14 protein-coding genes and 2 tRNA genes are annotated in these 17,407 nt (G+C 39.5%); 8 read left to right on the top strand and 8 right to left on the bottom strand.

Features of this window, described 5'->3' with window-relative positions:
• Positions 1 to 152 precede the first annotated feature (152 nt).
• On the top strand, positions 153 to 881 hold the full coding sequence (gene mtgA / locus AC1RJ8_RS16295) for a monofunctional biosynthetic peptidoglycan transglycosylase (protein ID WP_492954502.1): 729 nt from the start codon (positions 153 to 155) through the stop codon (positions 879 to 881).
• Positions 882 to 948: 67 nt separating this feature from the next.
• Here mtgA and AC1RJ8_RS16290 read toward each other — a convergent pair whose 3' ends face one another.
• From AC1RJ8_RS16290 to AC1RJ8_RS16280, 3 genes are all read right to left on the bottom strand, one after another.
• The gene (locus tag AC1RJ8_RS16290) at positions 949 to 3,360 is read right to left on the bottom strand and encodes an AsmA family protein (RefSeq protein ID WP_492954503.1); all 2,412 of its coding nucleotides are present in this window, start codon (positions 3,358 to 3,360) and stop codon (positions 949 to 951) included.
• 96 nt (positions 3,361 to 3,456) lie between these two features.
• Positions 3,457 to 3,747 carry a YciI family protein gene (locus AC1RJ8_RS16285; protein ID WP_492954504.1) on the bottom strand — a complete coding sequence of 97 codons (291 nt, stop codon included), beginning with the start codon at positions 3,745 to 3,747 and terminating at the stop codon, positions 3,457 to 3,459.
• A gap of 6 nt (positions 3,748 to 3,753) precedes the next feature.
• Positions 3,754 to 4,233 carry an ABC transporter ATPase gene (locus tag AC1RJ8_RS16280; RefSeq protein ID WP_492954505.1) on the bottom strand — a complete coding sequence of 160 codons (480 nt, stop codon included), beginning with the start codon at positions 4,231 to 4,233 and terminating at the stop codon, positions 3,754 to 3,756.
• Positions 4,234 to 4,283: 50 nt separating this feature from the next.
• Here AC1RJ8_RS16280 and AC1RJ8_RS16275 point away from each other — a divergent pair, with 50 nt between their 5' ends.
• The 3 genes from AC1RJ8_RS16275 (at position 4,284) to AC1RJ8_RS16265 (ending at position 7,886) form a co-directional block, all read left to right on the top strand.
• Complete coding sequence (locus AC1RJ8_RS16275; RefSeq protein WP_492954506.1) at positions 4,284 to 4,760, top strand: hypothetical protein; 477 nt, start codon at positions 4,284 to 4,286, stop codon at positions 4,758 to 4,760.
• A 142-nt stretch (positions 4,761 to 4,902) separates the two neighbouring features.
• Positions 4,903 to 6,540: a TldD/PmbA family protein gene (locus tag AC1RJ8_RS16270; protein ID WP_492954507.1), complete on the top strand. Its 1,638-nt coding sequence runs from the start codon at positions 4,903 to 4,905 to the stop codon at positions 6,538 to 6,540.
• A gap of 8 nt (positions 6,541 to 6,548) precedes the next feature.
• Positions 6,549 to 7,886, top strand: a complete 1,338-nt coding sequence (locus AC1RJ8_RS16265) for a TldD/PmbA family protein (RefSeq protein WP_492954508.1) — start codon at positions 6,549 to 6,551, stop codon at positions 7,884 to 7,886.
• 285 nt (positions 7,887 to 8,171) lie between these two features.
• Here the strand turns inward: AC1RJ8_RS16265 and AC1RJ8_RS16260 are convergent, their stop codons facing one another.
• Both AC1RJ8_RS16260 and AC1RJ8_RS16255 read right to left on the bottom strand, forming a co-directional pair.
• Positions 8,172 to 8,960: a (Fe-S)-binding protein gene (locus tag AC1RJ8_RS16260; RefSeq protein WP_492954509.1), complete on the bottom strand. Its 789-nt coding sequence runs from the start codon at positions 8,958 to 8,960 to the stop codon at positions 8,172 to 8,174.
• 80 nt (positions 8,961 to 9,040) lie between these two features.
• On the bottom strand, positions 9,041 to 10,336 hold the full coding sequence (locus tag AC1RJ8_RS16255; protein WP_492954510.1) for a 4Fe-4S dicluster domain-containing protein: 1,296 nt from the start codon (positions 10,334 to 10,336) through the stop codon (positions 9,041 to 9,043).
• Positions 10,337 to 10,564: 228 nt separating this feature from the next.
• On the opposite strand from AC1RJ8_RS16255, the gene AC1RJ8_RS16250 reads away from it, so the two are divergent.
• Together AC1RJ8_RS16250 and AC1RJ8_RS16245 are read left to right on the top strand one after the other, a co-directional pair.
• Positions 10,565 to 10,637: transfer RNA gene (locus tag AC1RJ8_RS16250), tRNA-Phe, on the top strand.
• Positions 10,638 to 10,853: 216 nt separating this feature from the next.
• Positions 10,854 to 10,926: transfer RNA gene (locus AC1RJ8_RS16245), tRNA-Phe, on the top strand.
• 54 nt (positions 10,927 to 10,980) lie between these two features.
• Here the strand turns inward: AC1RJ8_RS16245 and AC1RJ8_RS16240 are convergent.
• A complete protein-coding gene (locus AC1RJ8_RS16240; protein ID WP_492954511.1) occupies positions 10,981 to 11,430 on the bottom strand; it encodes an SRPBCC family protein in 450 nt (149 codons plus the stop codon).
• A 325-nt stretch (positions 11,431 to 11,755) separates the two neighbouring features.
• Here AC1RJ8_RS16240 and AC1RJ8_RS16235 point away from each other — a divergent pair, with 325 nt between their 5' ends.
• The gene (locus tag AC1RJ8_RS16235) at positions 11,756 to 13,342 is read left to right on the top strand and encodes a S41 family peptidase (protein WP_492954512.1); all 1,587 of its coding nucleotides are present in this window, start codon (positions 11,756 to 11,758) and stop codon (positions 13,340 to 13,342) included.
• Between the two features lie 70 nt (positions 13,343 to 13,412).
• On the opposite strand, the gene AC1RJ8_RS16230 is transcribed toward AC1RJ8_RS16235, so the two are convergent.
• The gene (locus AC1RJ8_RS16230; protein WP_492954513.1) at positions 13,413 to 14,015 is read right to left on the bottom strand and encodes a hypothetical protein; all 603 of its coding nucleotides are present in this window, start codon (positions 14,013 to 14,015) and stop codon (positions 13,413 to 13,415) included.
• Positions 14,016 to 14,230: 215 nt separating this feature from the next.
• Between AC1RJ8_RS16230 and AC1RJ8_RS16225 the strand changes: the two genes are divergently transcribed.
• A complete protein-coding gene (locus tag AC1RJ8_RS16225; protein ID WP_492954514.1) occupies positions 14,231 to 14,713 on the top strand; it encodes a GNAT family N-acetyltransferase in 483 nt (160 codons plus the stop codon).
• A gap of 103 nt (positions 14,714 to 14,816) precedes the next feature.
• Here AC1RJ8_RS16225 and AC1RJ8_RS16220 read toward each other — a convergent pair whose 3' ends face one another.
• Positions 14,817 to 17,234, bottom strand: coding sequence for an outer membrane beta-barrel family protein (locus tag AC1RJ8_RS16220; protein ID WP_492954515.1), 2,418 nt, complete (start codon positions 17,232 to 17,234; stop codon positions 14,817 to 14,819).
• Positions 17,235 to 17,407: the final 173 nt, after the last annotated feature.

Genomic DNA, 17,407 nt, shown 5'->3' with positions numbered 1-17,407 from the left:
CATAAACAAAGTGATTTTAATGTGCATTAAGGCTTTACCACGAGAATTTTGCATTTCGGCTTTGTTTTTCGATCACAAAAAAAAAGTATTTTTTAGCATTGTTCGAGTCTCCAGCATTTCCCATCTTCCTTCCCTTTAATTACCTTTGCGCCATGGCGAAAACCCGGAAAAGCAGAACTAAAAGTAAAGCAAAACATCCCCTTGTAAAGAAGATTGTTAATATTGCTACAAAAGTATTTTTATATTTTTTGCTGGTTTCGGTGTTTTGGGTAATCGCCCTGCGTTTTATCAACCCACCTATTACACTTTTAATGGTTCTGCGGAACATTGAGCGAAAAGCCGATGGAAAATCTTTTAAAACCGAGAAAAAGTGGGTTAATTTTGAGGATATGTCTGATAATATGAAAAGGGCTGCGGTATCTGCCGAAGATCAGCTCTTTTTAAAACATATCGGTTTTGATATGAAAGCCATTGAAAAAGCTTTTGCCAGTAACGCCAAAGGCAAAAAAGTGAAGGGGGGGAGTACCATTTCGCAACAAACAGCTAAAAATGTTTTCTTGTGGCCTGGCCGCTCGTGGATAAGAAAAGGTTTTGAAGCTTATTTTACTTTACTCATCGAACTGTTCTGGAGCAAAGAAAGAATACTGGAAGTTTACCTGAATGTAATCGAAATGGGCGATGGGATTTATGGCGCCGAGGCCGCCGCCCAGGAGTATTATGGTAAATCCTGTACAAAACTAACCCGGAAACAGGCTGCTTTAATTGCTTCCTGTTTTCCAAACCCCAGAAGGTGGACACCCAAAAATGCAACCCCGTACATCAGGCACCGTCAATATCTGATTTTAAGAAATATGAACAGGTTGGGGCCGCTGGATTTTTAGTCGACAGTCCAATGTCTTCAGTCCATTTATCGACTAAGGACTTTGGACTCCAGACTTTGGACTAAAACTAATCATGATCCTTATTCCACCTGATCTTTATTCCGCCTTTTTCATCATCAACAGCTTTCAGATGTAATACGATGCCGCGCATACGGGCTTCTCTTTTTTCTGATCTGGTTAGGTTTTCATCACCTTTTGGATTTCTCAGCGGAATGTCCATCTCTACATTTGTGCCATTTCCTAAAGCATAAGTGCCTTTTACATTAAAGTTTAACGCACTGGAGTTTACCTGCATCGGACTGATTTCTACCTTATCGCCACGCACGGTAAGTGTTCCGTCAAGGTTTTTGATTTCTACGTTTGATAGGTTCCTGTTGGCAAAAGCAAATTTTCCTACCTTAACCATTGGGTCGAAATTAACCAGTGCGGCATTGTTCAGGTTGAAGACCACTTTACCATTAATAGATCGGGGAAGAATTTTTCCGGTGTGCGATATCCTTCCGGAAATATTAACCAGCGATGATAAATAACCTTTTAAATTCTTGTTGGTAATGGTGTTCTGTCCGAAGTTATCAAATGAATAAAAGAAATCTTTAACACTTACATGGCTGATCTTTGAATTAATTTTAAAGCTATTTGATGCAGCTTCCTGCATAATACTCCCATTCAGCGATAACTGACCACCTGCATGGGCCACGCTTATTTTGTTGAAGAATATACCCCCGCCACGCAAGGAAATGTCGGCATCAAGGTTTTTAGCCAGGAAATTATCATAAATGGCTTTATCAACGGTTAAACGGATATTCATTTTCGAAAGCTCCAACACATTGCTCAGTTCTTTGGAAACCATTTGTTTGTTTCCGCTCGACTTTTTCTTTGCCGTTCTTGGTCCTAAGAAGGGTAAAAACTCCTTTAGATAAAGTTGTGGGCTCGACATTTTTAAGTTCACCAATATTTTTTCGGGAGCAGTATAATACAGGTTAGCAAAATTGGCGATGCTGCAACTTACATTAAGCACGCTTTTACCCAATTGGAAGTGCCCGTTCTGTATCGATAAATCATTCTGGTTAAAGTTGATGTTTAAAGCACTTTTTACCAGATGAAGCCTCCGTGGGATGTAAAGAATATCGGCATCGGCAATCTGTATTTTACCTGAAACAACCGGTTTGGTAAACCTAAAGTTATCAATATCAGCTTTGCAGTATAACCTTAAGTTGGCTGTCCCGTTTTTAAATTCGAAATCGTTCGTGCCTAATGAATTGTTTAAATTGGACAGGGGAAATTGCGAGGTTACCAATCCGGTAGCAATCGGGCGCGATAAATTATTAACCGTAAAAGTATCGATCTTCAGCGGTGCATTAAAATATTTTGCCGTTAGCCTGTGGAACTTGATAGATGAGTTTTCATCGCCAATAATGCCGCCAATTGTATCTCTGTTGGTAAACGAGCCATCAAAATTACAAGCGGTTAATTTACCTGCCGGAATAGAAACCACATTATCCCGAACGGTTATGCCAACATTGATCAAGGGATCTCCGTACTTCCCTGATCCGTCATCAACAATATTTCCCCGGATATCGATTGGTTTTTCTATGCCGAATTTTAAGAGTTTGGAAGAGATATTAGGCGATAAAAGTAAGGCAACATCTCTAAATAAAATATCATCCACAGCTATACTAATGGCAAAAGCAGATTTGGCAAGGTCTATTTTAGCGCCGATTTTAAAAGGATGCCCGCCAATGTTCAGTATTTCGGGGCTTAGTATTACCGCATCCAATTCACGGCTGTAATGTGCATTTAATGTCCCGTTAAGCGTCTTGTCTTTCAAAAAGCTTCCTTTGCGGGTATTAAAGGCGAAACTGTTTACCTTGGTCATCAACTTTATTTTACCTGTCCAGCCGCTATCAGGATATTGCATTCTGCCCTGGATCTGATCAATATCGAAATTGAATAGTTTGAATCTCTTTTTGTTATCTAATATTAGGCTAACCTTATTAAAATCTATTTTTTTGACTTCTAATGCAGAAGATTTTGGTGAAGATTTTTTTTCGGTTTTCGGCTTGCTTTTAAAAATACTGGTATTGCTATAACCTGTAGAATCGGTGTAGATATAAATTGCTGCATTGTTAATGGCAATCTGTTTAATGTTAATGTTACCCACAATAAGCGAAAGTACATTTAGTGATACATCTATATCCTGCGCTTTTAAAAGATCGTGTTTATGTTGGTTCCATAAACTATCTCTCAGTAAAACGCCGTTTAAGGATACCGAAACCCCTGGAAAACTTTTCAGGAGTGTTGGCTCCATGCTGGTAGCGGTAATTTTTCCGTTTAAATTTTTATTGAGCTGTGAAAGGATAGAAGCCAGTACTTCTTTTTTATTTCTACTGATGTAAAATGCTCCTGCCAGCCAGGTGAGGATAATCAGCACAACAATAACCGATATAATTTTAAAAGAGATTTTGAGCCAGCGCTTCATAGACATTATTTGATTTAACCAATATAATGTTTTTCGTGAGCTAATTGTTTGATCAATAGCTAAAATAATGCACTGTACAACTGCTGGTTTTAAGAATTATTTTCCTAAAAGTGATGCGAGATCTGGATGAAATTGTGAAGTTAAAAATTGGGTAATGGTGAAATCGGCCAATCTATTGATGTAAAATGGATCTTCCATCAGGATTTTTTTTAAAGCCTCTTCATCCTTTGCCAGGGCTAAGATAATTCCACCGGTACGGGGTACTTTTCGGCCCGAAGCTACAAAGATATGTTGATCGTAATATTTTCTTAAAAATTGAACGTGCGCCTCCATATGTTCATCCAGCTTTTCAAGCGGAACAATATATTTAAGATCTACAATAAACATGCTTTTTTATAATAAATGGGCGAAAACAGTACTGTGCCAGCTATTTTGAAAAGGTACTTCCCATTTACTATTTAGTTCTGCCAGGTTCTGAACCATGTTGTTAAATACAATCGTTTCTGGCGTTACCTGTTTGATATTGACCAAAGTTTCAAAATCTTCTTTGCTGTTTACCACAACTTCTTCATTTACCTTATAGGCAATGTTGAAACGGTTAAAAAGATCTACATGATATTCCTGTTCAATTTCTTTAATTAAGCGAACAGAGCTATCAATAGAGCAACCCGTAACGCCTGCCTGACTTTCGTCAACCGTTAGGATAATAAAAAAGCCGTAGCGGATTTCCGCTTTTGCAAGCAATTCATTTCCATGTGCTTTCCACTGGTTGGTAAAAGCTGCTAATTTGTTTAAGATCTCACTTTCTTCAGTAGAAGTAAATTTGCGATCGCTTTGGTATATCCAAACTCTTGATTGTGGAGAAAAACTCATATACAAATTTATGATTTTAATTAAATTGGTGTGTTTAAAACGCTAACCTGATGAAAAAGTTTACACTCTGCTTGAAAATATCCCTTCTTTCGGCTTTTTGTATGTTTTTATGTGCTTTTTCCGACCCCGAAACTGTAGCACAATCGATCAGTTTTCTTCAAAAAACATTTACTGATCATTACGATAACAGTCAGGAAAGCGACCAGGTAAAACGTTATGAGCTAAATGTTACCAACAATGGCTTTTGCCGTTATAAGCGTTATTTTAATAACGGTAAAACAGAGTATTTCGCATTTAAGCTTTCGAAATTTAAAGATATGGATTATTATGGTACAACTACTTCGGGCAAATTGTATATCCATACCAAAGGTGACGACGTAATTGTGCAGACCTATAAAGACAAGGGAGGGGATGTAGATTCGATGGCTACGCAACTGGTTATTCCGTTAAAAAATATGGAGGCTGAAGATTTAAACCTGATCCGCGATAATTTGAATAAAATAAATGCGCCGGTTTCCACTCCATAGAAATTATTATTTTATGATGATTTTGCTGGTTTAACCATTTCTCTAATAAAATTTTCAATTTGCTATAGTTAGATAGTGGATTTGTGAATTTCGGAAAATAAGTTAAAACACTTATATTCAGTCAACTTAAAACAATCTCATCTTGAAACGTAGAAACTTTATTTATTTAACTGGTGTAGGAGCAGCTGCAGCTATGCTTCCTGCCATTCCGGTTTTTGGGAAGGAGATTTCCCCCGAGCAGGCTTTAACATATATCGACCCTGCAGCTAAAAAAATCATGTCGGATGTGGCCTTAAATGCGGCACGATCAAAAGGCGCAACTTATACTGATGTGCGTATAGGCAGGTACCTTAACCAATACGTTGTTACACGCGAGGATAAAGTAGAGAATATTGTAAATACCGAATCATATGGAATTGGTATCAGGGTAATTTCAAATGGCAGTTGGGGATTTGCGGCAACCGACAAAATGGATAAAGACAGCATTGCCAAAGCAGCCGAACTGGCAGTAACTATTGCCAAAGAAAATGCCCGTTTGTTAAGAGAGCCTGTAAAGCTGGCCCCACAAAAAGGGTATGGTGAGGTAAGCTGGAAAGCGCCGATTGAGAAAAATACTTTTGAGGTACCCGTAAAAGAAAAGGTAGATTTATTGCTGGCGGTGAACGATGCGGCTATGAAAGGAGGTGCAGATTACATTAATTCCATCTTATTTGCAGTAAATGAACAAAAATATTTTGCTTCAACTGATGGTTCATATATTGATCAGGATATCCACCGTATCTGGCCTACTTTTTTTATTACCAAAATAGATAAGGCAACCGGTAAGTTCGAAACCAGAAATGCACTGAGTGCACCTACTGGTAAGGGATACGAATACCTGGATGCAAGGCCACAGGATAAAATACAAACCGCTTCGGGCACCCTTTATAAAGGCAGGTACGATATGCTTGAAGATGCTACACAGGGAGCGAGGCAGTTGGGTGAAAAAATGAAGGCTAAATCAGTAGAGCCAGGTAAGTATGATCTGGTATTGGATCCTTCACATTTATGGTTAACCATTCACGAATCGTGCGGTCACCCAACTGAGCTTGACCGTGTGTTGGGCTATGAGGCCAATTATGCAGGAACGAGTTTCCTGACACTTGACAAATGGGAATCCAAAAAATTTAATTATGGCAGTAAGGAAGTTAATATTACTGCCGATAAAACCGAAGTCGGATCGTTAGGAGCTGTTGGTTATGATGATGAAGGGGTGAAATGCGGAAAATGGGATGTGATTAAAGACGGTATATTGGTAAATTACCAGGCCATTAGGGATCAGGCGCATATATTGGGTTTAAATGCTTCGCAGGGTTGTTGTTATGCCGATAACTGGAGCAGTGTGCAATTTCAGCGTATGGCCAACATTTCACTGCAGCCGGGCAAAGCCAAGCTGAGCATAGCAGATCAGATCAAAAATGTGGAAAAAGGAATTTACATTGTAGGCGATGGCTCTTTCTCTATCGACCAGCAACGTTATAATTTCCAGTTCGGCGGGCAGCTATATTATGAAATTAAAGATGGCAAAATCGCAGGTATGCTTAAAGATGTAGCCTACCAGGCCAATACCCAGGAATTCTGGAATTCGTGCGTGGCCATTTGTGATCAGAGCGATTACCGCTTAGGAGGCTCATTCTTTGATGGTAAAGGCCAGCCCGGGCAGGTAAGTGCTGTTTCACACGGATCAGCAACTGCACGTTTCAATAAAGTTAATGTGATCAACACCGCTAGAAAAATCTGATAGAAATTATGCCAATCTTAACAAAAGCAGAAGCAAAAGCACTTTTAACTAAAGTACTTTCTTACTCTAAAGCAGAACAATGTGAAGTAAACCTAAATTGCTCAGATAGCGGTAATATAAGGTACGCCCGAAATTCGGTATCAACCAGCGGGGGTATAAGCGCTAACAGCCTGGTAGTCAGTTCTGCCTTCGGGAAAAAACTGGGTACAGCCACTATAAATGAATTTGACGATGCCTCATTGGAAAAAGTGGTGCGCAGGGCAGAAGAACTTGCTCAGCTGGCACCCGAAAATCCCGAATTTATGCCTTTTCTCGGTCCTCAGGAATATGGTGCCGATTCGCCTACCTTTTCTCCGGCTACAGCAGCCGTTACCCCGAAAGACAGAGCTGATGCAGTACAGGCCAGTTTAAAAGAGGCTATAGACAGCAAGCTGAATGCAGCAGGGTTTTTATCCAACAGTATAGGCTGTTCGGCAATGATGAACAGTAAAGGTTTGTTTGCCTACAATACCTCAACCGATGTAGCTTTTAATATTACCGTAAGAACTGATGATGGTAAAGGCTCTGGTTATGCCACAAGAGGATACAATGATTTTAGCAAGCTCAATGCAAGGACCGACACAGCCATAGCTGCCAAAAAAGCAATGTCATCGGTAACGGCAAAAGCGATAGAACCAGGAAAATATACCGTTATTTTAGAACCTACTGCGGTAGCGGTGATGCTGGAAAACCTATTCTTCTCGATGGATGCCAGACAGGCCGATGAAGGGCGGAGCTTTATGAGTAAAACCGGCGGAAAAACAAAATTGGGAGAGCAGCTGGTGGATGAACGGGTAAATATTTATTCAGACCCATGGAATCCTGAACTGCCAACCGCAACATGGTCTGGGGATGGGCGGCCACAGGAGAAAGTAAACTGGATAGAAAAAGGAGTAGTTAAAAATTTATACAGCTCAAGGTACTGGGCGCAAAAAACCGGAATTAAAGCGATCCCTTTCCCGGGTGGCGCCATTATGAAGGGTGGAACGAAAACCCTGGAAGAGCTGATTAAAGGAACAGAAAAAGGAATATTGGTTACGCGCTTATGGTACATCCGCACAGTAGATCCACAAACCTTGTTACTAACCGGGCTAACCAGGGATGGTACTTTTTATATCGAAAATGGAGAGATCAAGTTTCCGGTTAAAAATTTCCGTTTCAATGAAAGTCCGATTATTATGTTGAACAACCTGGACGAAATCGGAATAGCCGAAAGAACAGTCAGTGCTGAATCGGAAGCCAACTACCTGTTGCCGCCATTAAGAATAAGGGATTTTACTTTTACCTCTTTATCTGATGCGGTATAAAGAATTATATCATATCGTCATTGCGAGAAGGCTTTTTCAGCCTACAGCCTGTCCCGACCTTTCGGGGAAGCAATCTTACAACGATCGCTACTAGCATCAGTATTAAGATTGCTTCGTCGTTTCTCCTCGCAATGACGACCCTTTTTATTTAAATCTGTCATTGATAGCTTGTCGAAGGATCTGTTTAATTACAGATTTAGCGTTTCGACAGGCTCAACGTGACAGATCGAATAGAAATTAACGCTTATGATACAGCATTTTATTAAGTTAATCTAAAAACGATCGTTACAGGCCGTTTGCCCTTGCTGTAATCTCGGCAATATCCAATACCTTAACTTCCTGTTCTTTATCTTTTAGTTTAATACCGTCGCTTAGCATGGTCATACAGAATGGGCAACCTGCTGCAATAACCTGTGGATTGGTTTCTAAAGCCTCATCAATGCGTTCTACATTGATATCTTTATTTCCCTTTTCTGGTTCTTTAAACATCTGTGCGCCACCGGCGCCACAGCATAAGCCATTACTTTTGCAGCGTTTCATTTCTACCAACTGCGCATCAAGCACTTCCAGGGCTTTTCTAGGGGCTTCGTAAATTCCATTTCCCCGGCCCAGATAACATGGGTCGTGATAAGTGATTTTTTTGCCTTTGAAACTTTCGCCACCCTCAGCTTTTAGTTTTCCTTCGTTAATTAAATCCTGTATCAATTGTGTGTGGTGGATCACTTCATAAGTGCCGCCTAAACCCGGATATTCATTTTTAATGGTATTGAAGCAATGTGGACAGCCTGTTACAATTTTTTTGATATTGTAAGCATTTAATACCTCAATATTGGTCATGGCCTGCATCTGGAAAAGAAATTCGTTACCAGCTCTTTTAGCCGGATCTCCGGTGCAGCTTTCTTCTGTTCCTAAAACGGCGTATTTTATGCCTACATGCTGTAAGATTTTGCAAATGTCGCGGGTAATTTTCTGCGCTCTTTCATCGTAACTTCCGGCACAGCCAACCCAAAATAATATTTCCGGTTCTTCACCTGCGGCCATCAACTCGGCCATTGTAGGGACTTTAAATTCCATTTGTCTAGTATCTATTATCAAGTATCAAGACCTGATGTAATTATTATATTAATTTAATGCCAACTGAAAATTGTTAATTGCTAACTTTCTTGTGCCCAATTAAAACGATCGGCCGGAGAGTATTTCCATGGTGCCTGGTTATTCTCAATATTCCCCAGCATCGCGTTAATGCTGCCGGGTGCCTGCGACTCTTCCATCACGGCAAAACGGCGAAGCTCCATAATAATCTGTAATGGATCGATGTTTACCGGACAGGCTTCTACACAGGCGTTACAACTTGTGCAAGCCCAAATTTCTTCTCTGCTGATGTAGTCATCCAATAAAGATTTTCCATCCTGGTGTTCTGCACCATGTTTATCTATATTTTGGCCAACTTCGGTAATGCGGTCGCGAGTATCCATCATAATTTTGCGCGGCGATAAAAGTTTACCGGTAATATTTGCCGGGCATACCGAAGTACACCTTCCACATTCGGTACAGGTATAAGCATTCATGAGGTTTACCCAGCTTAAGTCTGTTACATCTTTGGCGCCAAATTTACCAGGTTCGGTTTCTGCCGGAACAAAAGAAGGATCGAGCATGGCTCTCACCTCATTGGTAACAGAGGCCATATTGGTAAATTCGCCTTTAGGTTCCAAATTAGAAAAGTAGGTGTTTGGAAAGGCAAAAAGAATATGAAAATGTTTCGAATAAGGCAGGTAATTTAAGAAAGCCAGAATGCCAATAATGTGGAACCACCAGCAGCTACGCTCTACAATAACAAGGGCGCTTTCGGATGAAGGCAGGATATTGATCAAGTATTGGCTTACCGGAAATGCGCCGGCATTAACATAATGGCTAGCGCCCAAAAGCTGTAATTTTGCATCGGCTGCATTCATTAATAAGAAAGCGCTCATTAACAAAATCTCTGTAATAAGGATGTAGTTGGCATCAGATTTTGGCCAGCTTTTCATCTCTACGCCGCTAAAGCGTTTAAGTTTTAGGATATTTCTGCGGATAAGAAAAATAGCACATGAAACCCAAACGGTAAAGGCCAGGATTTCGAAAGATCCGATCAGAAAGTTATATAAACCACCCAAACCATTAAAAATCCGGTGTGTGCCGAATAAACCATCGATGATAATCTCCAATACTTCAATGTTGATGATTACGAAACCGATGTAAACAAAAAAGTGCAGAAAGGCGGGGATAGGGCGTACAACCATTTTAGATTGACCAAAAGCCACGCGAAGCATGGTCATTAGTCTTTTTTGCGGCTGATCTTTTCGATCTGCCGGTTTTCCTAAACGGATATTGCGAATTATTTTACGCAGGTTAACTGTAAACAGCGCAATTGCTGCAAGTGTAAGTACTAGAAAAATGATCTGTGCTACCATGCAAAATTAGATTGTTACGCTAAATTAGGATATTAATCTAAATAAAATACTATGCATGCATAAAAAAAATAATAAAATTGTTTGTTTGTACTCATTCTAAGCAAGTATTAAGACATGTTTTAAGAAAAGTGAAAAATTAATTAATTGATAATCAGTGCAACAATGAAATAATTGAAAAAAAGTTTTGCTTTTGAAAAAAGAACGCTACATTTGCAATCCCAAACGGATGGTGCCATAGCTCAGTCGGTAGAGCAAAGGACTGAAAATCCTTGTGTCCCTGGTTCGAATCCAGGTGGCACCACTTCCAAAAGCCTTTCAGAAATGAGAGGCTTTTTTGGTTTTATGCCATTTCAAAAAGGAATTCCTAAGCCGAAATAAAAATATTTTTCTGCCCATCTTCCTGCTTATCAAAAAGATGGCCTTAGTAAGGTTGCATTTGAAGAAAAAAACTGAATAAAATCTAAAATCCTTTTTTGGATTTGAAAAAAAGAATGCTACATTTGCAATCCCAAAAGGGGGTGCCATAGCTCAGTCGGTAGAGCAAAGGACTGAAAATCCTTGTGTCCCTGGTTCGAATCCAGGTGGCACCACTTCTAAAAGCCTTACAGAAATGTAAGGCTTTTTTGGCTTTTGATTACGCTTATTTAGGTCTCCACATGATATTCACTCCGTTTTTCAGCTAGTTCTTTGACCTTATCAAGCGCTTTTGGCCAGGTTTTTTCGAAATAATCTTTCCATTCATTGTTAATATCCATATCGATGAGGAGTTCTGTCTTACCATCTTTTTCATTGAGCGTATAATTCTCGAGTGTCTCGCCCCAATCTCCGCTGAAATCTTCCTTGCCGTCTTTTATTTCGCCGAGGTGTTTGATAGACATGTACCGGTTAGGGATATTATCCTGAATGACAGCTACCATCCCATCCCCGTTATTACCCAGAAACAGGGCCTTGCTTCCCTTTTTCCAATCGGTTTCTACACGCGATCCTTCTGCAAACACCGCTGTCCACTTGGGGTAGGTTTCTACGCCAAAAAGCGCATCCCAAACTTTTTCTGCTGTTGCGTTAATTGTGGTTTTAAATTCGATCTTTTCCATGGTTCTTGGTTTTTAAATCAACTTATTTAGTATAACAAATTTGCAGCGAATTTGATTGACTTAAGCGGTGCAAAGGCGACAATTTGTGGGGGCATAAGGACTAACAGTGCAGCACCGGTTTGTTATATCTTGTTAAAATTTACTAAATATCTCAGTAAAAAGTAATATAATCGGTAGATTTACGTAATTCACTGATACATATGCACAGAAGCACAATATTTTGAATTAAATTTAGTTTGTTGGTAGATAAAGTTTCTTTTGAACAACTTAAGCGTTGCCCCGTACGTATATAGAAGATAATGTTACAATAATTTCCATGATAAATATGAGATTCCTTTACCTGTTTGCACTAGGTTTTTTAAGCTTTGGGGCCATTACCGGCTGCAAAAAGAGCAGTCCTGAGCCTGAGCCCGTAACTCCACCGGTTGTTACTACGCCTACCGGAACGCGGGATGAATTGACTAAAGATTCTATCTTTTTATATGGTAAAGAACTTTATTATTGGAATACTTCACTACCAACTTATGAAGTGTTTAATCCGCGTAGATTTAGTTCGAATGAAGCTGAGCTATATGCCATGACACAGTATTCTTTAGATCCGGCAACAGGAAAACCGTATGAGTATGTAAGCACTTCCGGGGAGCCGAAGTATTCATTTTTCGACTATACAGCAGCTACAACTGGTAAAACAGGAGCGCTGAAGGCCGATGTAAATGGCTCGGCCAATGATTACGGGTTTTCCGTTCAGTATAACAACGACACAGACCTTAGGGTAAAATATGTTTACCCAAACTCACCTGCAGCGCAGCAGGGCTTAACACGTGGCTGTAAGTTAACCAGCGTAAATGGACGAACAGATCTTAGTTGGCCAAATGCAGTTAATTTTTTAAACAGTACCATTTTCGGTACAAATGCAACGGTTACTCTGGCCTTCAATGATATTAATGGCAACCCAAAAACAGCAGTTGTATCTAGCAGCCTATATACGGTTAATCCGATATTATTTACCAATGTGTATACAGTTGGTACAAAGAAAGTAGGTTACATTGTATTCAATAGTTTTACCAATAATGCCTCTGCAGCCATAAATACAGTTTTTTCTAATTTTGCTACCCAGGGGGTAAGTGAATTGATTATTGATTTACGCTATAATGGCGGTGGTTATGTTTCAACAGCTACCCAGATTATTAATTTAGCAGCACCGGCAGGAGAAAATGGCAATACGATGTTTACTTCGTATTACAATAACTACCTACAGTCGATCACTAGTGCACAGCGCAAGGCCTCGGTTTTGGCACACCAACCGCTGTTAGACGATGATGGTAAATTACAAACTTTTACCACGGGTGTAAACGGAAAGTATGCTACTTATGCCGATTTAAATTATTCGCCTACAGCAGCCGATAATATAGAGAAGTTTGCAAAATCAGGCTCATTATCTTTAAACAGAGTTTATTTTATCGTAACTGGATCAACAGCCTCAGCAAGTGAGCTAACCATTAACAGTTTAAAACCGGTAATGGATGTAAAATTAATTGGTAGAACAACTTATGGTAAACCTGTTGGTTTCTTCCCGATCAGAATAGACAAGGTGGATATGTATATTCCAGAATTTGAAACAAAAAATAAAGTTGGCGTTGGTGGTTACTATTCTGGGCTAACGGTTGACAAAGAATCATCTGAGGATTTAACGAAGGCATGGGGCGATGAAACAGAGACTTTATTGGCCTACGCATTACTATATGCTAAGAACGGGAATTTTGTAACTCCGGCTGGAAAAACAGCTAGCTTAAGCACAACGACAACAGTAATGCCATCAAAACTATCAGTAGCAGAATTGAGGGCTTTAGATGAAAAGTTAGACCCAAAAGGATTTAAGGGGATGGTGATGACGCCCGATAAGAGATTTTAATAAAAGCTTTTTAACAAAAATGCCCGCTTAACTAAATAGGTTAAACGGGCATTCTTATTTGTGGTGGTATTTATAACAATATTTTACTGCTGATATCTTTATTGATGGTAATGTAACCAGGATATTTAACAGGTGTATTGCCCAGCATAAAGGTTGGCTTTATTTTAATGGTTAATAAACCTAGTTTTTCATCTTTTGATGCTGATCCTTTCTGAGCAGCTTTGATAATATCATTAAAAACATTACCATTAGATACTAATCCGTAAATGTTGCTTATCAGTTGTACCGGAACAGTAACCGTTTGTCCTTGTGCAATGCTTACATTTTGATTAACAATTCCTTCTGCCAGATCGGTATTATTAACCAATATTTTATATTCGAATTGGTTAATGGCCGCTAAATTGCTCGATGGGTTGGTTATTTCTAAATTCAGATTGGCTTTTAAAGGGATGTCTTTTCTCAATAAACCCAATGCAACCCCAGGTAAGCTGGTTAAGCTAAAGCTTTGCTGGTCCATTAACTTTTTAACATCTGTACCTGCAATCGATACCTGTTGCACACCTGTAATTTTATAGGTGCAGTCTTCCAGGGCTTTTATCTGCTGGGCCTGCCTGTTTATTCCGCAACCGAAAAGGCCAACAGTTAAAAGGCATACTAATAATCTTTGTTTCATTTTATGTGTGTTAAGTGATAGCATAAGTACCCAAAAATTTGGATATTTATGTACTGCAAACATAACGCCAAAATAATAAATCTATTTTAGATAGGTAATTGCTTAATCGGTTAATACGTTTAAACCGGTTAACTAAAGGTCAAATCAGAACAATTTAATAACCTGTCAATTTAAACAATTAACCTAAACCATTAACTTTACAAAAAACAAAAGACATGGCCATTACCATCCGCAGGATAACTGCACAGGATAATACTGCAACAGCTGAAATGATCAGGACTATTTTAAGGGAATTTAAAATAGACAAGCCGGGTACTGTTTATACGGATCCTACAACTGATGAGTTATCTACAGTTTTCGAACACCCGCAATCGGCATATTGGTTAGCTGAAGAAGATGGGATTATTGTTGGTGGCTGTGGTATTTATCCAACTGAAGGCTTGCCAGAAGGTTGTGTTGAGCTCGTTAAGCTGTACACCTCGGCATCTTCTCGCGGAAAAGGTGTTGGTAAAATGCTTATGGAGAAAAGTATAGAATCGGCGCAGCACTTTGGTTATAATGAAGTTTATTTAGAATCATTCCCTACGCTTACCACTGCTATTGGAATGTACGAAAAGGCAGGTTTTAAAAAACTTGCTGCCCCATTGGGTAATTCTGGCCACTTTGCTTGTAATGTTTGGATGCTACTGGTATTGTAGGTGGTTAATCGTTGAAACTGATTAACCGGTTAACTGTTGAAATTGAGAAATTACAGCTCAATTAACCAGTTAACCGATTTAAATAATTTATCTTGATCAAGCCTTAATTTTTGCCGACTCTGTTTTCCTCATCGCTTGTTCCGGTTTGTCTGCTGCGGGCAGTTTTGATTTTCATGTTCCCAAATTTGTAAGTGAAACTTAAGTTTATCCTACGGCTTTCCCATTCGTTCTGCCAATAAGTTTTAATGTTATTGTACTCCAGATTGGCTCTGAATTTACTGGTATTAAAGATATCGTTCACTTTTAAGGCCAGTGTTGCATTTTTGTTCCAGAATGACTTTTTAGCGCCAACATTGAGCTGATAATTCCCTAAACTGCGGAATAAACCCGAAATAGAAGGAGAATCGTAATAGCCATACATCGTTAAGCTGTAGTTTTTGGGTAAAGTGATGGTATTGTCCGACATAACAGACCAGTTCCACGAGAAGGCATTATAGCCGTTTCCCTGTACTGCCGATGTAGTGCGGTTATAACCAACAGAAACTTCGGTACTGTTGTTCCACCATTTGGTTACATCAAAAGGACTTCCGGTGGCCATATAAAAATTTGTTGTACGGTTCAGGTTTTCTGGCCTGGAGATACTTTCTTTTGTATTATTGTTCTGATAGATCACTTCCCACATCGCGCCGTTACTTACCGAATAACTCAATGTTAGTACCCTGAAATTTTTAATCGAGTAATTAAATTCAAAACTATTGGCATAAGACGGCTGTAATAATGGGTTTCCCTGTATGGCAGTATAGGGATCGGTATAAAAGGTAAAGGGATTTAAACTGCTGTATGATGGCCTGTTGATGCTTTTTCGGTAGGCGGCCGTTACGAGGTTGTTCGAATCCAGTTTTAAGGAGATAAATACTGTTGGGAAAAGTTTCCAGTATTTCCTGTCGATCAGTGTATTGGTTCCCGATGAACTGCCATTGCCCAAAGTCTGCTCTGCACGTAAACCCGCTTTGATTTGTATGTTTTTGAAGCTCTGATCTAAAGAAAGATAACCTGCATTGATGTTTTCATTGTATAAAAAGGCATTGGTCCGGCGCGGATCGTTAATCCAGCCAGCGGTTTTTAGCGAATCGAAACGTACATCGCTCTGCGATTTTACCCAGCTGCTTTTCCAGCCAGTTTCCATTTTTAATGTTTTAGAGAAATTTAAGCTATAATCGGCCTTGATGGAATAGATCGAAACACTGCCCATACCTTTGTTCCGTAAATCGATTGGATTGCCGATCAGCTGATCACTGGCATCGAGGTAGTTATTGGTAAATGTTTCGTTCTTGCTGTTGTCGTATTGAACATAATCGGCATCAAAACCCAGTTCACCACCCAATGTATCTGTTTTGAAACGGTAGTTTAAATTGAGCGCGTGGTTTTTTTCGGTATTACTTTGCGGATTAAACATCGATGTTCCACCCATTTTTATGCCGGCTGCATTATAATTTACCGAATTGCTGTTCACCTTGGTTTCTTCAGGCGCAGTAAAGCCTTTTACCATTAAGCCTAAAGTATGTTTCTCATTAATAAAATAATCAGCACCGGTAGAGTAATTTAGGCTGTTGGTTACCGGGTGCCAGAAATTAAGCTGGTTATATTGTTCGTTGCCAATGGTTCTGTTTAAAGTTAACCTATTGTATGAGTTATAATGTCCGGCGTTTAAACGTACATAGGTGCTCACCTTACCGATATTGTAATTCAGGTTGGTACCAGCATAAACTTTTTCATAACGGCCATAACCACCACCCAGATTCATGTTCCCATTAAAGCCCTGCATTTTATTTCTTTTCAGTTTAATATTGATGATCCCTGCTGTGCCAGCAGCATCGAAAGAGGATGGGGGGGTAGAAATCAGTTCGATTTTGCTTAATACAGATCCGGGCAGCGATTTGAGGTAAGTGGTTAATTCCACACCCGACATATAGCTCATTTTGCCATCAATCATCACGTTGATTCCTTTTTTTCCTTTCAGCACGATGTTATCGTCTTTATCTAGTTTTACACCTGGCGACCGGCTGATCACTTCCAGCGCATTATCACCTGCGGTATTCATCTGTTCTACGTTTACGATCACCCGGTCGGCTTTTTGATCAATTACAGGCATTTTCGATACGATGTTTACATCTTTCAGGTTTTGAGCGTGGTCTGCCAGTATAATTGATGGAACTTTAACAGCCATATCTTTTACCTCAAATGGTACAGATTGGTTTTTACCGTAACCCATCATTAGGGCTTTAATAAAATACCGGCCAGATTTAACATTGCTGAATTCGTATAAGCCCTGTTGGTTGGTGACCTGTAAGGCAACCGAAGCCGAATCGGGTAAGTGGATTAATGCTACTGAAGCATAATCGAGTGCTTTATTACTTTTGTCGGTAATGGTTCCCGATACCCTAATGTTTTGGGTATAGGCAGATTTAAAGCTAAAAATTAGCAAAGCGAAAAGCGCAGATTTAAATAAGAGGTTCATCATCTTGTTTGTGTTATTATTGACGATTCAAAGATGAAGAGGTTGCATGAGCCTAAAAATTATATAATCCCAACCCCTTGAAATATTATCCCAATGCTTGTTCGGACAATAAAAGGTGTTGATCCTTAAAATGTACAGGTTGGGATAATTTTTTGAAGGTTTGGAATAAGAAAATA

The organism is Pedobacter sp. GW822-FHT03F06 (assembly GCF_058801365.1).
Note: the sequence above shows the minus strand (reverse complement) of the source record. Positions and strands in the feature narration are given on the sequence as shown.

Coding starts and splice junctions, on each gene's coding strand:
- mtgA (WP_492954502.1), top strand. CDS start 153: ATGGCGAAAACCCGGAAAAGCAGAACTAAAAGTAAAGCAAAACATCCC.
- AC1RJ8_RS16290 (WP_492954503.1), bottom strand. CDS start 3,360: ATGAAGCGCTGGCTCAAAATCTCTTTTAAAATTATATCGGTTATTGTT.
- AC1RJ8_RS16285 (WP_492954504.1), bottom strand. CDS start 3,747: ATGTTTATTGTAGATCTTAAATATATTGTTCCGCTTGAAAAGCTGGAT.
- AC1RJ8_RS16280 (WP_492954505.1), bottom strand. CDS start 4,233: ATGAGTTTTTCTCCACAATCAAGAGTTTGGATATACCAAAGCGATCGC.
- AC1RJ8_RS16275 (WP_492954506.1), top strand. CDS start 4,284: ATGAAAAAGTTTACACTCTGCTTGAAAATATCCCTTCTTTCGGCTTTT.
- AC1RJ8_RS16265 (WP_492954508.1), top strand. CDS start 6,549: ATGCCAATCTTAACAAAAGCAGAAGCAAAAGCACTTTTAACTAAAGTA.
- AC1RJ8_RS16260 (WP_492954509.1), bottom strand. CDS start 8,960: ATGGAATTTAAAGTCCCTACAATGGCCGAGTTGATGGCCGCAGGTGAA.
- AC1RJ8_RS16255 (WP_492954510.1), bottom strand. CDS start 10,336: ATGGTAGCACAGATCATTTTTCTAGTACTTACACTTGCAGCAATTGCG.
- AC1RJ8_RS16240 (WP_492954511.1), bottom strand. CDS start 11,430: ATGGAAAAGATCGAATTTAAAACCACAATTAACGCAACAGCAGAAAAA.
- AC1RJ8_RS16235 (WP_492954512.1), top strand. CDS start 11,756: ATGAGATTCCTTTACCTGTTTGCACTAGGTTTTTTAAGCTTTGGGGCC.
- AC1RJ8_RS16230 (WP_492954513.1), bottom strand. CDS start 14,015: ATGAAACAAAGATTATTAGTATGCCTTTTAACTGTTGGCCTTTTCGGT.
- AC1RJ8_RS16225 (WP_492954514.1), top strand. CDS start 14,231: ATGGCCATTACCATCCGCAGGATAACTGCACAGGATAATACTGCAACA.
- AC1RJ8_RS16220 (WP_492954515.1), bottom strand. CDS start 17,234: ATGATGAACCTCTTATTTAAATCTGCGCTTTTCGCTTTGCTAATTTTT.